This window comes from Mesorhizobium argentiipisi (SeqCode) (assembly GCF_037179585.1).
GTDB classification, from domain to species: domain Bacteria; phylum Pseudomonadota; class Alphaproteobacteria; order Rhizobiales; family Rhizobiaceae; genus Mesorhizobium; species Mesorhizobium argentiipisi.
In genome coordinates, this window is the sequence record NZ_JAPYKO010000059.1 from 1 (window position 1) to 12,633 (window position 12,633).

Here is a 12,633-nt window from a genome sequence, read left to right on the forward strand (position 1 = left end):
TCGCCTCCTGCGTTGCTTCACAGGAGCAGATTCTGCCGCCGAGTCGCCGGCGATCGCCAGTTGACCCGCAGTCGACGCACAGTTTTGCTGCTTGCCCAGGCGCTCGCCCCGATTACGGGCGGCCATCTTCCGGTTGGTCTGCGTGCCTCCCGCCTCCATACACGCCATGCTGCGCTGGAGCCCGCGATTGCGCGAAAAGGATGGCGCGTACTCATGGCTTGGTCCCTTCGCCCGCCCTCGCCACGAAGAGCCCCGCCGACGACGGCACAATGCCGGAGACATCGCGCACGATTGTTGCAGAGCCAGCGCTATTCGGCGGCCGGTCGGCCATCGCGAATCCGACCGGTGGCGCGCGATCCGGCTGGCGCACAAACAGCGCGGCATCCTTCCACGGAATTGCCGTGGCGGAGGCGAAGTCGAAAGGGCGCGCGGGCACCAGACCTCGCGCGAGCGGCGCCAGCGCTGCGACATACGCGCGGGTCTCGGCCGGTAGCGGACGCCCGGCGAGATAGGCTTCGTAGCGCGCGGGCCCCGCATTGTAAGCGGCCAGAAAGCCCGGCGAGCCGAAGCGACCATGGAGCTCGCGCAGATAGGCCGTGCCAGCCAGGATGTTGTCGCGCGGATCGAAGGGATCGGCACCCAGCGACCAGCGGGCGCGCAGATCGCCCCAAGTGCCAGGCATGATCTGCATCAGGCCGCGGGCGCCTGCGCTGGAGACGGCGCGCGCGTCGCCTGCGCTCTCCTGGCTCATGACGGCGCGGATCAGCGCGGCCGGAACGCCGAAGCGATGCGAGGCTTCGCTGATGTGCGCAGCAAATGGGTCGCGTTGGGACGTTCGCGCGATGGCCGGGTCCTGCGCCACCACCGTCGTCGGCAAGGCGGTTGCGACGAACAGCCCGCAAAACAGGGAGAGAGCCATACGCCGGGCAGCGTGAAGCAGCCCGGGCGCATTGTGACGGCTCGGTGGCTGACGGCGAGCGCGCATCGTTTACTCCTTCTCGCCGCGCTCGCGCGGGCGCGACCAGTGCAGCGACCACGACGTTTTGTCGTCGCCGTTACGAAACAGGCTGGCGCGTATCGGCTGCACCAGGATGGGGTCGTCGAGCTGGATCGAGACAAAGTCGCCGGCCTTCTCGCTGGAACGTTTCCAGCCGGCGCCGATCTCGGGGCCGTCCTCATTGCCGGCGTGGACACGGTAGTCAGGCGCATTCTCCGTGTCGCTTGCCTCAGCTGCCACGATGGCGACGTCGAGGTTGAGGCTGAGCGTATGGATGCGCCCGCAATAGCCGGTCTTTTGGCGTGTGAACTCTCCGATCTGCTGCATGTCAGGCTCCTGTTCTTGTGACAGTGCGGTGATGAGGGAAGCGACAAGAGGCGCCGCCGGTCGCGCGCTCACCGCGTTGGCGCGCGCCATTCGAAGCAGGCCTTGCCATTCCCGCAGGTCCACAGCGGGAGGGCGCGGCCGATGATCCGATCGGCGGGGATCGGGCCGAAGTACCGGCCGTCGAGGCTGTCGCGCGCCCATCTGTTCATAAGAAAGACTTCACCGGACGCGAGGCGTCGGCAGCCCTGCCAGACTGGCAAGGCACGGCCAGCCCGGTCGCGCTGCAGCGCCATTCCGGCGACAGCGCCATCGATGGTTATGGTGAGACCTGAGCGGCAGACGCTTTGCCCGGATGCCGCAACGATGTGCTTCAAAAGCGGCACGCCTTTCGGCAGATAGCCGCGATCCGCAAGGAAGGCGGCGAGCGGCTCGGGCGCGTTCACGGCGACCAGATCGCCGACCGCGGGTCGCTCGTCGATGTCGATCAGGTAGAGGCCGAGCGGCGCGCTGGCCGACGCGTTCCAGATCAATGTGACCGGCATCGGCACGAAAGCCGGGCAGCCAACGGCTACGCTTGCGAGAGCACCGGCCAGGATGATGGGGGCGCGCGTCACAGCCCTACTCTCCTGCGCAGCAAGACTGCGCGATGCTGGTCCAGCGTATAGCTGCGCGGCGCCTGCCCCGCGGTTATGCGGTTGTGGACGTTGCGCCAATGATCGGGCGATACCGACTCGGGTTCTATGCCGAGGCGCTCGATTGCGTCGATCGCCTGCAGAACGCGCTCAACCCGAGGCCAGCTCTCGACCATCAGCAGGATTTCGCCACCTGGACGCACGAAGGGAAGCGTCTGATAGGCTTCGCCGGGCGCCATCGCCCGCACAATGTCAATGCACGAGGTGACCGTTCCGAAGTCGTTTGCGGCCCAGCGTACGAAGGCGAAGATCGCGCCGGGCCGGTAGGAGAGGATGCGCCGGCGACGGTCAAGGATCTGCTCGTGGGTGTGGGTGCCGAAGCGTATCCAGTTTTCCAGTCTCTTTTCTATCCAAATCAGTTCGACATGGACGAGATGGACTGAGAGCTGGGGCGCTGCTGGGAACCGGGCGCGCAGGCTGGAAGCAGCGATACCCGTCATGAAAATGCTCCTGGTTCTGCGTGGGGTTCGCGCGCATCTCGCGCGGCGTAGGGCAATGGAGAGGCGGTGTTTGACACCCGGCGATGCAGTTGCGCGGCTGCGGCGTCATACGCGCGCGGTCAGCGTGAGTATCGGCCGTCATGTGCGGCCGGCGCCGGCGCATGTCGCTTGGCCGGCAGAACTGAGCCGCGAGGATCCGATGTCGAGGTGACGGCGCCGCGCTCGGCCCAGGCTTGGAGATCGTCGACCGCATAGACGACACGGCCGCCGAGCTTCTTGTAAGCAGGACCTGTCCCGTAGGTGCGGTGCTTTTCGAGAGTACGGGCGGACAGGCTGAGGAAATCAGCAGCTTCCTTCGTGCGCAGAAAGCGCGGCGGCAAAACGGTGATATCGGGTCGCATCGGATCGCAGCTCCGCGGGTTATTGGGCGGCCGCTGACGTCCAGCGGCGAACGGGGACCACGGTGGCGGAGGATGGGCTTCGGAAGGGATGGGGAAGTTGCGGGGTGTCAAAAATCCCACCCCATTTGCCTGAGCCGGAAAGGCTACGCGCGGCGTCGATGGCGCAGTATCTGGAGATAGCCGCCGGCGATAAGCGCCGTGGCGCCTTCGACCAGGCCGATCACCGCATCGCGAAGCGCGGAAGTCTTCCAGGGATCGGCGGCGACGCGGCTGAGTCCATAGAGAGCGATTGCGATGTCGCGATAGCTGGCACCGCTGGAACGGCCGTCAGCGGCCTGCATCATCAGGCGAAAGCGGCGTCGTTGCTGCGAGGTCATTCGCGTGTCCGGTGGTGCCGGGCGGCCCTGCCAGGAACGCCAGAAGCGGCTAAGCGCCTCAATCCGGCCCAACGTCTGCGCGTCCAATGGGACCAACGCAGCCAAGGGAGAGTGCGTGTCGCTGCCAGGCAGGAGAAGAAGCTGCGTCACCGCACCCGCTTTGTGGATTGCGTGGCGTCCTTCCGGGCTGTCGCGCTCCTCGCCCAGACCCGTCAAGGGCGCGGGCGAGGCCGACGACAGGAACTCCGGCATCCGAACTAGTGGAACCACCGCTGGATTGACGTCAGGAGACCAGAGGACCTCTTGCGCCAAGGCAGACAGGTCAGGCCTGGCCGGGAAATCGCAGCCCCCATATCCGCTGCGCCTCGGGCGTCATCGGCGCCTTTTGGGCGCTGGTCGCCAGAAGCGCGCGATAGTGCCGTTGATAGGGTTTGTGACGCCGCAGACACTCCCAGGCGAGCCCTTCAATTGGCAAAGCATCGAAATAGTCGTAGCTGTCATGGTCTCGCCAATGCGACGTATCCGGCCTCATCGGAAGAGCTCCTCGCAATAGAGCGCAGCCCCCGCCTCAGAGAATTTCGACTCACGGCGAGTGACGGAAGCCCTTCACCGGGCATCAGGTGATGCGTCTTCGGCATCACCTGGAACCGGTGGTGGCTGTCGCGCTAGCTGCCGTCTCGGCGCAGCAGATGTCGGTAGCCGGAGCGTGCCATCCAGCGCGCTCGCGCCAGATGGCTTTCATGAATGCGCCGGGCGCGCTGCGGCTCTTTCGCCAAATCGATGCCGAACAGGATTTCGACCACCTCGCGCCAGTCCGCGCCGTCCTCGGCCGCATCCAACAGCCGCGCGTAGAGCTTGATGTGATCGCGATCGTATTCGGTAAGTTGGTCGGCGCTCGGCGCGGCCTCGTCAAACGGCTCGATCATCTTTGGCCCTCCTATCAACGGAGTGAAAGCTCGCATTTTACCGATACGGCTTTCCCAGGGAGCCCGGTCCAGAGGCATCGGGCGATGCGATCTTGGCATCGCTGCCTTCCCGAGTCGGCGTCACCAAATGTCGTGAGGAGGCCCCGGCGTTTCGGCCGGGGCCTTCTTGGGCTCTTAGTCGCGCCGCGCACTCGGCCGCGACCAGATGAGCGAGAAGCCTTCTCCCTCTTCGTGTCGAAGAGGTTGGCGTAGATCGGGGCGTTGAAGCTCGGATCGTCGAGCTTGAGGCCCAGGTAGTCGCGGCCCTCGTTGGAGCGCTTCGACCAGGCGGCGCCGATCTCGGCGCGGCCGACCACGACCCGGTGGCTGGGGGCGTTCTCGCCGGTGACGCGCTGGTCAGGGACGATGCGCACGTTCTTGGCCTGGACGCTGAGGGTGACGATTTCGCCGGTGAAGTCGTTCGAGCCGGTCTTCTTGAAAGTGCCGATGGTCGCCATTGTAAGTCTCCGTTTTCCGTTTCCGAGCCCGCACCATTGCGGCCTCGATGGCGATCGGCAGGCCGGAGGCGATCGGCGACGCACCCCGTCCCTGGGGTCCTGGCGCGCTTGCGCGCTGGGGTGGTGATGGGGCCTGACAGCCAAGGAGAGGTTTCTTGCCTCGCGAGGAATGGCGGCGCCCCGGGGTCCCCGCGCGACCTGTCGCGTGGGGTGGGGTCCGGCAGGGGAAGAAAGTTTGACGCGGCTGTTGCGTCATAGGCGATCGAGGCGCAGCCGGCCTTCGGCCAGATCAGGCCATTGAAGAGGGCGTTTGGAGCGGTCGAGGTACGGTCAGATAACGGAGAAGATGGCGGCCCTCACGCACCGGCAAACCGGCGTCACGGCATGCTCACCGGCTTCGTTTCCTCCCGCCAGGCCGACGCTGTCGCATTGTCTTCCGCCGCCGCCACGGTGATCGCCGCCGCGGACGCCCGATGACCGCTGAGACATGGTTCTGCCCATACGGCGCTCCAGCAAGGTCCGCTTCTCCGGGCTCAGCATTGATTGGAGTGCGCCCCTGAGGGTGGACAGATCGGCTTGAGGGATTGACCAGTCTTGTCGGGTTTTCGAAGAGAGAACCATGGCAAGGTATCGCACACACAGCATCGAGTTTAAGCGTCAGGTCGCGCAGGAATATCTGTCGGGCGAGACGCTGCATGGATTGGCAAAGCGTCACGATATCCAGCGCCAGTTGATCCGGGTGGGTGCGCATTATGAGCAAGGCGCTCTTGATGAGGATGCGCAGGCGGCCGATCTCATCCAGGAATATGAGGCTCGCATCGCTGCGCTTGAACGGCTCGTCGGCAAACAGGCTCTGGAGCTGGAGTTCCTAAAGGGGGCTCTGAAAAGCGCACCGCTGCCGAGAAGCGGGACTACGTCCGTTATCACCTGGCCCCGTGGCGTCTCCGTCGCGCAGGGATGCCGGCTGATGGGCATTGCGCGTTCGACCTATTATGATCGCCCGGAGCTGCCGACCGACGACACGGCAATTGTTGGAGCCATGTTCGAAGTCTGCGACGTATTCGAAAGCTATGGCTACCGTCGCGTTGGCGCCGCGTTGCGGCAGCAGGGCCTTGTCGTCAATCACAAGAAGATCCGGCGCTTGATGCGCGAGCACGATCTGCAGCCGAAAATCAGGCGTCGGTTCATCGCCACGACCGACAGCGGTCATGGCTGGCCGATCTATCCTAACCTGGCCCGAGACTTTCTGCCGACCGGTCCGAACCAGCTTTGGGTTGGCGATATCACCTATGTGGCGCTGCCGACGCGCTTCATCTACGTCGCCATCATCCTCGATGCCTGGTCACGCCTCGTCGTCGGCTACGCCATCGGCCGGTCCATCGACGCACGCCTGACTACCGCGGCCTTGCAAGCCGCTATTGCCCGCAGACAGCCGCCGCCTGGCTGCATTCACCACTCGGACCGCGGATCTCAATATGCGGCGGAGGCCTATCGACGAGTCCTGGCAGGCGTCGATCTGCTCGGATCGATGGGGCGCAAGGGGAACCCCTACGACAACGCCAAAGCCGAAAGCTTCATGAAGACGCTCAAGGTCGAGGCCGTTTACCCGATGGCGCTCGAAACCTTCGAGGACGTCACCGAGCATCTTTCTCACTTCATTGACGAGGTCTACAACAAGCAAAGGCTACATTCGGCGCTGGGATATCTCAGCCCGCAGCAGGTCGAGGATCAACATATCCGGCAGACCGGTCAAAACGCCGCCTGATAGATGTCCACCCTCAGGGGCGCACTCCAATCGGGGGTCAGTTTTGGTCGCCGTTTGACATCGCGTCCGCATGTCCGTTTTTTAAGCCGCGGCACCACTGCGCAAGCGCCTCCTAGCCCGTCGCCGAAAAGAGCCCTGTCTAAGCGCGTTGCTGCGGGAGTGGCATCGAAAGCTTTATAAGAATCCTATATCTTTCCGATCCGCTCAGTCTCGATCCTTTATGGCGATCGGGTCCATATCTCCCTTCGAAGAAAACGCATTGATCGCCGTCGCCGCCAAGGTGACGTGCGTTCGCGTGCAGTTTTGAGGCCACCACCGCGATCCTGCAAACACAAAGTGGAAACAAGGAAGACCTGTAATGGACCTCATAGTTCTCGGGATCGGGATTTTGTTCTTCGCCCTGTCCTTTGCCTACGTCAAAGCCTGCGACAGAATTTAAGCGGGAGGGTCGGATCATGCTTCTTGATTACATCCTTGGCGGCGCGGTGACCTTGTTCCTGCTCGCCTACCTCACCTACGCCCTCATTCGCCCCGAGCGATTTTAGAACGTTCCGGCGCCAGGCACGGAAAGCCATCGCAATGACAATCTACGGCTGGATACAGATCCTTAGCTACTGCGTCATTCTCGTCGCGCTCGTTAAGCCGCTGGGCTTCTACATGCATCGCGTCTTCAGCGGCGACCGCACCTTGCTGTCGCCGCTGCTCGTCCCGATCGAGCGCGGGCTCTATCGCCTCGCCGGAGCGAGCGAGAAGGAGGAGCAACATTGGGCCGTCTACGCGACCGGCATGCTGCTCTTCAACCTTGCCGGCTTCCTCGTTCTTTATGCGCTGCAGCGGCTGCAGGGCGCCCTGCCCTATAACCCCGCGGGCATGCCGGCGGTCGAGCCCGGCCTTGCCTTCAACACCGCCGCGAGCTTCGTCACCAACACCAACTGGCAGAACTACGGCGGCGAAAGCACGATGTCCTACCTCGCGCAGATGGCCGGCCTCACCGTCCAGAATTTCGTCTCGGCCGCCACCGGCATCGCCATCGCGATCGCGCTGATCCGCGGCTTCGCCCTCGCCTCCGGCAAGTCGATCGGCAATTTCTGGGTCGATCTCACCCGCTGCACGCTCTACGTGCTCCTGCCGATGTGTATCGTGCTGACGCTGGTCTATGTCTGGCTCGGCATTCCGCAGACGCTCGGCGCTTACGTCGACGCTACCACGCTGGAAGGCGCCAAGCAGACCATCGCGCTCGGACCGGTCGCCTCGCAGGTCGCCATCAAGATGCTCGGCACCAATGGCGGCGGCTTCTTCAACGCCAATGCCGCGCATCCTTTCGAGAATCCGGATGCGATCTCGAACATGCTCCAGATGCTGACGATCTTCGCGCTCGGCGCCGGCCTCACCAACGTCTTCGGCCGCATGGTCGGCAATCAGCGCCAGGGCTGGGCGATACTCGCTTCGATGGGTGTGCTGTTCATAATCGGCGTCATCGTCTGCTACTGGGCCGAGGCCGCGGGCAACCCGCTGGTCCATGCGCTCGGCATCGACGGCGGCAACATGGAAGGCAAGGAGACCCGCTTCGGCATTGCCGCCTCGGCACTGTTCGCGGTCATCACCACGGCTGCCTCCTGCGGCGCCGTCAACGCCATGCACGATAGCTTCACCGCGCTCGGCGGCATGATCCCGCTGATCAACATGCAGCTCGGCGAAGTCATCGTCGGCGGCGTCGGCGCCGGCTTCTACGGCATCCTGATGTTCGTCGTCATCGCCGTCTTCGTCGCCGGCCTGATGGTCGGCCGCACGCCCGAATATCTCGGCAAGAAGATAGAGGCCAAGGAGGTCAAGATGGCGATGCTGGCGATCCTGTGCCTGCCGCTGGCGATGCTGATCTTCACGGCCATCGCCGTGGTCCTGCCGAGCGCCGTGGCCTCGATGGCCAATGGCGGCCCGCACGGCTTCACCGAGGTGCTCTATGCCTATACCTCGGCGGCCGCGAACAATGGCTCGGCCTTCGGCGGCCTCACCGGCAACACGCCCTGGTACAACATCACGCTCGGCATCGGCATGCTGATGGGCCGCTTCCTGGTCATCATCCCGGCTTTAGCCATCGCCGGCTCGCTGGCCGCCAAGAAGACCGTGCCCGACTCCGCCGGCACTTTCCCGACCGACGGCACGCTGTTCGTCGGCCTCCTGGTCGGCGTCATCGTCATCGTCGGCGGCCTCACCTTCTTCCCGTCGCTCGCCGTCGGTCCGATCGTCGAGCATCTGGCGATGATCCATGGACAGACCTTCTGAGGCGACCATGCCCCGCTTCAACGACATACAACGCAACGACCGTCACTCGACCGGTGGAAGGCCCGACGACGGAAGGGACGAGAAGCCTCGTCCTTTCCCGACGCTTTCAACCTTTCTCGGCATGGCGGCCGTGCTGTTCGTGTTGTGGCTGCTGGCAACCGGCCTTCCGCACCTGTTCCCGAAGACCGAACAGCCGGCGCCGTCCAACGTAACCGATACCGGAACCCAAAAATGAGTCAGTCCAAATCCGCTGTTATCATGGATGCGCGCATCCTGGTGCCCGCCCTCGGCGGAGCTTTCCGCAAGCTTGATCCGCGCACGCTGGCCAAGAACCCGGTGATGTTCGTCGTCGCGGTCGTCTCGCTGCTCACCACCGTGCTTTTCATCCGCGGCCTGATCGCCGGCGGCGGCGATCTCGGCTTCACCCTGCAGATCATCATCTGGCTCTGGTTCACCGTGCTGTTCGCCAATTTCGCCGAGGCCGTCGCTGAAGGCCGCGGCAAGGCGCAGGCCGACTCGCTGCGCAAGGCGCGCATCGAGACCCAGGCCAAGTTGCTCATCAATGGCGACCGCACCAAATTCAGGCTGGTGCCGGGCACCAGTCTGAAGGTCGGCGATGTCGTGATGGTCGAAGCCGGCGACATCATCCCTTCCGACGGTGAGGTCATCGAAGGCGTGGCCTCGGTCAACGAAGCGGCGATCACCGGCGAATCCGCGCCCGTCATCCGCGAATCCGGTGGTGACCGTTCGGCCGTCACCGGCGGCACCCAGGTCCTGTCCGACTGGATCCGCGTGCGCATCTCGGCCGCGTCCGGACAGACCTTCCTCGACCGCATGATCTCGCTGGTCGAGGGTGCAGAGCGCCAGAAGACGCCGAACGAGATCGCGCTCAACATCCTGCTGGTCGGCATGACGTTGATCTTCGTGCTGGCGACCGCGACCATCCCAAGCTTCGCCGCCTATTCGGGCGGCCATATCCCGGTGACGATCCTCGTCGCGCTGTTCGTGACGCTGATCCCGACCACGATCGGCGCGCTGCTGTCGGCCATCGGCATCGCCGGCATGGACCGCCTGGTGCGCTTCAACGTGCTTGCCATGTCCGGCCGCGCCGTCGAGGCCGCCGGCGACGTCGACACGCTGCTGCTCGACAAGACCGGCACCATCACGCTCGGCAACCGCCAGGCGACCGAGTTCCGCCCGGTCAAGGGCGTCACCGAGCAGGAATTGGCCGACGCCGCCCAGCTCGCATCGCTGGCCGACGAGACGCCGGAAGGCCGCTCGATCGTCGTGCTGGCCAAGGAGAAATACGCCATCCGAGCCCGCGACATGGCGACCTTGCACGCGACCTTCGTGCCCTTCACCGCGCAGACCCGCATGAGCGGCGTCGACATCGACGGCTCGTCGGTGCGCAAGGGTGCGGTCGACGCTGTGCTCAATCACGTGAATCAGGGGACCGTCGCCGCCCATGGCGCGCGTCCGGCGACCGGGACCATCCGCGACCTGCAGGCGATCGCCGGTGAGATCGCCAAGGCCGGCGGCACGCCGCTTGCGGTCGAGCGCGACGGTCGCCTGCTCGGCGTCGTCCACCTCAAGGATATCGTCAAGGGCGGCATAGCCGAGCGTTTCGCCGAGCTGCGCAAGATGGGCATCCGCACGGTGATGATCACCGGCGACAATCCGCTCACCGCGGCGGCGATCGCCGCCGAGGCCGGCGTTGACGACTTCCTCGCCCAGGCGACGCCGGAGAACAAACTGTCGCTGATCCGCGAGGAGCAGGCCAAGGGCAAGCTGGTCGCCATGTGCGGCGACGGCACCAATGACGCGCCGGCGCTCGCCCAGGCCGATGTCGGCGTCGCCATGAACACCGGCACGGTCGCCGCGCGCGAGGCCGGCAACATGGTCGACCTCGACAGCGACCCGACCAAGCTGATCGAGATCGTCGAGATCGGCAAGGCGCTTTTGATGACGCGCGGCTCGCTGACGACCTTCTCGATCGCCAACGACGTGGCCAAGTACTTCGCCATCATCCCGGCGATGTTCGCGGTCTTCTACGTCGCGCCCGGCCAGTCCACCGGTCCGCTGCAGGCGCTCAACATCATGCATCTGGCGACGCCGCAGAGCGCCATCCTGTCGGCCATCATCTTCAACGCGCTGATCATCATCGCGCTGATCCCGCTGTCGCTGAAGGGCGTGAAGTATCGCGCCATCGGCGCCGGTTCGCTGCTCACCCGCAACCTGCTGATCTATGGCCTCGGCGGCATCGTCGTGCCGTTCGTCGGCATCAAGGCGATCGACCTGATCGTCACGACCCTCGGCCTCGCATAAGGATTGATCCGATGTTCAAGCAACTCAGACCCGCTTTGGTCATGATCGTCTTCTTCACGATGGTGACCGGCCTCATCTATCCGATCGGCATGACCGGGATCGCCCAGGCGCTGTTTCCGCGCCAAGCCAATGGCAGCCTGATCACCAGGGACGGCAAGGTCATCGGCTCCAGCCTGATCGGCCAGGCTTTCGCCAGCGATCGCTATTTCCACGGACGGCCCTCGGCAGCCGGCAATGGCTACGACGCCGTCTCCTCCGGCGGTTCGAATCTCGGCCCGACCAATCCCAAGCTGATCGACCGCATCAGGGGCGATGCCGAGAAGCTGAAGGCCGAAAACCCCAACGCGCCGGTGCCGATGAACCTCGTCACCACCTCGGGCAGCGGCCTCGATCCCGACATCAGCCCCGATGCCGCTTATTTCCAGGTGCCGCGCGTCGCCATGGCTCGCGGCGTGGACGAGGCCAAGGTGAAGGCGCTCGTGGACAGCCATGTCAAGGAGCGCGAGCTGGGTATTTTCGGCGAGCCGGTGGTCAACGTGCTGGCGCTGAACCTGGCGCTGGACGAGCTGAAGTAATCCGCTGCGCGCCGGGGATCGACACCGTCCCCGGCGCAATTCATGATTGGACCTGATGCCGGACGACAGGACCGACCCCGAGAACCGCCCCTCTCCCGACGCGCTGCTGGAGCATGCCGAGCGCGAGGGCCGTGGCCGGCTGCGCATCTTCCTCGGCGCCGCGCCCGGCGTCGGCAAGACCTACGAGATGTTGATGGCGGGCCGCGCCCGCCGCGCCGACGGCATCGACGTCGTGATCGGCATCGTCGAGACGCATGGCCGCAAGGAAACCCAGGCGCTGGTCGACGGCTACGAGGTGATACCGCGGCGCCTGGTCGACTATCGCGGCCAGACCCTCGACGAGATGGACATCGACGCCATCCTGAAGCGGCGCCCGGCCCTCGTCCTGGTCGACGAGCTTGCCCATACCAACGCGCCCGGCAGCCGGCATCCCAAACGCTACCTCGATGTGCAGGAGATCCTGGCGCAAGGCATCGACGTCTACACCACGCTCAACATCCAGCATGTCGAAAGCCTGAATGACGTCGTCGCCCAGATCACGCGCGTCAGGGTGCGCGAGACGGTTCCCGATTCCATCATCGACGAGGCCGACGACATCGAGATCATCGATCTCACCCCCGACGACCTCATCAAACGGCTGCAGGATGGCAAGGTCTATTTCCCGAACACCGCGCAGCGCGCGATCGAGAATTATTTCTCGCCGGGTAATCTGACGGCGCTGCGCGAGCTGGCGCTGCGCCGCACCGCCCAGCGCGTTGACGAACAGCTGCTCAACCACATGCAGTCACACGCCATTCCCGGTCCCTGGGCGGCCGGCGAGCGCGTGCTCGTCTGCGTCGACTCGCAGCCTGGCGGCGCCGCCCGCATCCGCTATGCGCGCCGGCTCGCCGACCGGCTGCGTGCGCCCTGGACGGCGCTTCACATCGACACGCCGCGTTTGGCCGGCATGTCCGAGGAAGACAAGGACCGCCTGGCCAGGAACCTGCGCCTCGCCGAGCAGCTCGGCGCCGAGATCACCACGATTCCCG

At 64.9% G+C, this 12,633-nt stretch carries 14 protein-coding genes and 2 pseudogenes; 7 read left to right on the forward strand and 9 right to left on the reverse strand.

The window, feature by feature from the left end; translation table 11 throughout:
- Positions 1-211: 211 nt before the first annotated feature.
- From O7A05_RS33470 to O7A05_RS33510, 9 genes and pseudogenes are all read right to left on the reverse strand, one after another.
- Positions 212-985 (reverse strand): lytic transglycosylase domain-containing protein, encoded by a 774-nt coding sequence (locus tag O7A05_RS33470; RefSeq protein WP_337097659.1) that lies wholly within the window; start codon positions 983-985, stop codon positions 212-214.
- A gap of 3 nt (positions 986-988) precedes the next feature.
- The gene (locus O7A05_RS33475; protein ID WP_337097660.1) at positions 989-1,324 is read right to left on the reverse strand and encodes a DUF736 domain-containing protein; all 336 of its coding nucleotides are present in this window, start codon (positions 1,322-1,324) and stop codon (positions 989-991) included.
- A 68-nt stretch (positions 1,325-1,392) separates the two neighbouring features.
- Positions 1,393-1,938, reverse strand: a complete 546-nt coding sequence (locus O7A05_RS33480) for a S26 family signal peptidase (protein WP_337097661.1) — start codon at positions 1,936-1,938, stop codon at positions 1,393-1,395.
- A complete protein-coding gene (locus O7A05_RS33485) occupies positions 1,935-2,456 on the reverse strand; it encodes a DUF2840 domain-containing protein (RefSeq protein ID WP_337097662.1) in 522 nt (173 codons plus the stop codon). The genes O7A05_RS33480 and O7A05_RS33485 overlap by 4 nt, the downstream gene beginning before the upstream one ends.
- Positions 2,457-2,575: 119 nt before the next feature.
- The gene (locus tag O7A05_RS33490; RefSeq protein WP_337097664.1) at positions 2,576-2,857 is read right to left on the reverse strand and encodes a helix-turn-helix transcriptional regulator; all 282 of its coding nucleotides are present in this window, start codon (positions 2,855-2,857) and stop codon (positions 2,576-2,578) included.
- Between the two features lie 143 nt (positions 2,858-3,000).
- Complete coding sequence (locus O7A05_RS33495; protein WP_337097665.1) at positions 3,001-3,486, reverse strand: DUF2285 domain-containing protein; 486 nt, start codon at positions 3,484-3,486, stop codon at positions 3,001-3,003.
- A gap of 70 nt (positions 3,487-3,556) precedes the next feature.
- Positions 3,557-3,766: a transcriptional regulator domain-containing protein gene (locus O7A05_RS33500; protein WP_337097666.1), complete on the reverse strand. Its 210-nt coding sequence runs from the start codon at positions 3,764-3,766 to the stop codon at positions 3,557-3,559.
- A 133-nt stretch (positions 3,767-3,899) separates the two neighbouring features.
- Positions 3,900-4,160: a DNA -binding domain-containing protein gene (locus O7A05_RS33505; RefSeq protein WP_337097667.1), complete on the reverse strand. Its 261-nt coding sequence runs from the start codon at positions 4,158-4,160 to the stop codon at positions 3,900-3,902.
- 174 nt (positions 4,161-4,334) lie between these two features.
- A pseudogene (locus O7A05_RS33510) lies at positions 4,335-4,657 on the reverse strand (DUF736 domain-containing protein).
- Between the two features lie 619 nt (positions 4,658-5,276).
- Between O7A05_RS33510 and O7A05_RS33515 the strand changes: the two are divergent.
- The 7 genes and pseudogenes from O7A05_RS33515 to O7A05_RS33545 form a co-directional block, all read left to right on the forward strand.
- Positions 5,277-6,422, forward strand: a complete 1,146-nt coding sequence (locus O7A05_RS33515) for an IS3 family transposase (RefSeq protein ID WP_337097668.1) — start codon at positions 5,277-5,279, stop codon at positions 6,420-6,422.
- A gap of 455 nt (positions 6,423-6,877) precedes the next feature.
- Complete coding sequence (locus tag O7A05_RS33520; RefSeq protein WP_040990279.1) at positions 6,878-6,967, forward strand: K(+)-transporting ATPase subunit F; 90 nt, start codon at positions 6,878-6,880, stop codon at positions 6,965-6,967.
- A 34-nt stretch (positions 6,968-7,001) separates the two neighbouring features.
- Complete coding sequence (gene kdpA / locus O7A05_RS33525) at positions 7,002-8,705, forward strand: potassium-transporting ATPase subunit KdpA (protein WP_337097670.1); 1,704 nt, start codon at positions 7,002-7,004, stop codon at positions 8,703-8,705.
- A 7-nt stretch (positions 8,706-8,712) separates the two neighbouring features.
- Positions 8,713-8,940 carry a hypothetical protein gene (locus O7A05_RS33530; RefSeq protein ID WP_337097672.1) on the forward strand — a complete coding sequence of 76 codons (228 nt, stop codon included), beginning with the start codon at positions 8,713-8,715 and terminating at the stop codon, positions 8,938-8,940.
- Positions 8,937-11,030, forward strand: coding sequence for a potassium-transporting ATPase subunit KdpB (kdpB, locus tag O7A05_RS33535; RefSeq protein WP_337097674.1), 2,094 nt, complete (start codon positions 8,937-8,939; stop codon positions 11,028-11,030). The genes O7A05_RS33530 and kdpB overlap by 4 nt, the downstream gene beginning before the upstream one ends.
- A gap of 11 nt (positions 11,031-11,041) precedes the next feature.
- On the forward strand, positions 11,042-11,605 hold the full coding sequence (gene kdpC, locus O7A05_RS33540; RefSeq protein WP_337097675.1) for a potassium-transporting ATPase subunit KdpC: 564 nt from the start codon (positions 11,042-11,044) through the stop codon (positions 11,603-11,605).
- A 55-nt stretch (positions 11,606-11,660) separates the two neighbouring features.
- Positions 11,661-12,633 (forward strand): annotated as a pseudogene (locus O7A05_RS33545) (two-component sensor histidine kinase); the annotation flags it as partial.

Bases quoted from the DNA above. Each gene is read 5' to 3' on its own strand.
- O7A05_RS33515 (WP_337097668.1), top strand. From the start codon at position 5,277: ATGGCAAGGTATCGCACACACAGCATCGAGTTTAAGCGTCAGGTCGCG.
- O7A05_RS33485 (WP_337097662.1), bottom strand. From the start codon at position 2,456: ATGACGGGTATCGCTGCTTCCAGCCTGCGCGCCCGGTTCCCAGCAGCG.
- O7A05_RS33505 (WP_337097667.1), bottom strand. From the start codon at position 4,160: ATGATCGAGCCGTTTGACGAGGCCGCGCCGAGCGCCGACCAACTTACC.
- O7A05_RS33530 (WP_337097672.1), top strand. From the start codon at position 8,713: ATGCCCCGCTTCAACGACATACAACGCAACGACCGTCACTCGACCGGT.
- O7A05_RS33520 (WP_040990279.1), top strand. From the start codon at position 6,878: ATGCTTCTTGATTACATCCTTGGCGGCGCGGTGACCTTGTTCCTGCTC.
- O7A05_RS33470 (WP_337097659.1), bottom strand. From the start codon at position 985: ATGCGCGCTCGCCGTCAGCCACCGAGCCGTCACAATGCGCCCGGGCTG.
- kdpC (WP_337097675.1), top strand. From the start codon at position 11,042: ATGTTCAAGCAACTCAGACCCGCTTTGGTCATGATCGTCTTCTTCACG.
- kdpB (WP_337097674.1), top strand. From the start codon at position 8,937: ATGAGTCAGTCCAAATCCGCTGTTATCATGGATGCGCGCATCCTGGTG.
- O7A05_RS33490 (WP_337097664.1), bottom strand. From the start codon at position 2,857: ATGCGACCCGATATCACCGTTTTGCCGCCGCGCTTTCTGCGCACGAAG.
- kdpA (WP_337097670.1), top strand. From the start codon at position 7,002: ATGACAATCTACGGCTGGATACAGATCCTTAGCTACTGCGTCATTCTC.
- O7A05_RS33500 (WP_337097666.1), bottom strand. From the start codon at position 3,766: ATGAGGCCGGATACGTCGCATTGGCGAGACCATGACAGCTACGACTAT.
- O7A05_RS33475 (WP_337097660.1), bottom strand. From the start codon at position 1,324: ATGCAGCAGATCGGAGAGTTCACACGCCAAAAGACCGGCTATTGCGGG.
- O7A05_RS33495 (WP_337097665.1), bottom strand. From the start codon at position 3,486: ATGCCGGAGTTCCTGTCGTCGGCCTCGCCCGCGCCCTTGACGGGTCTG.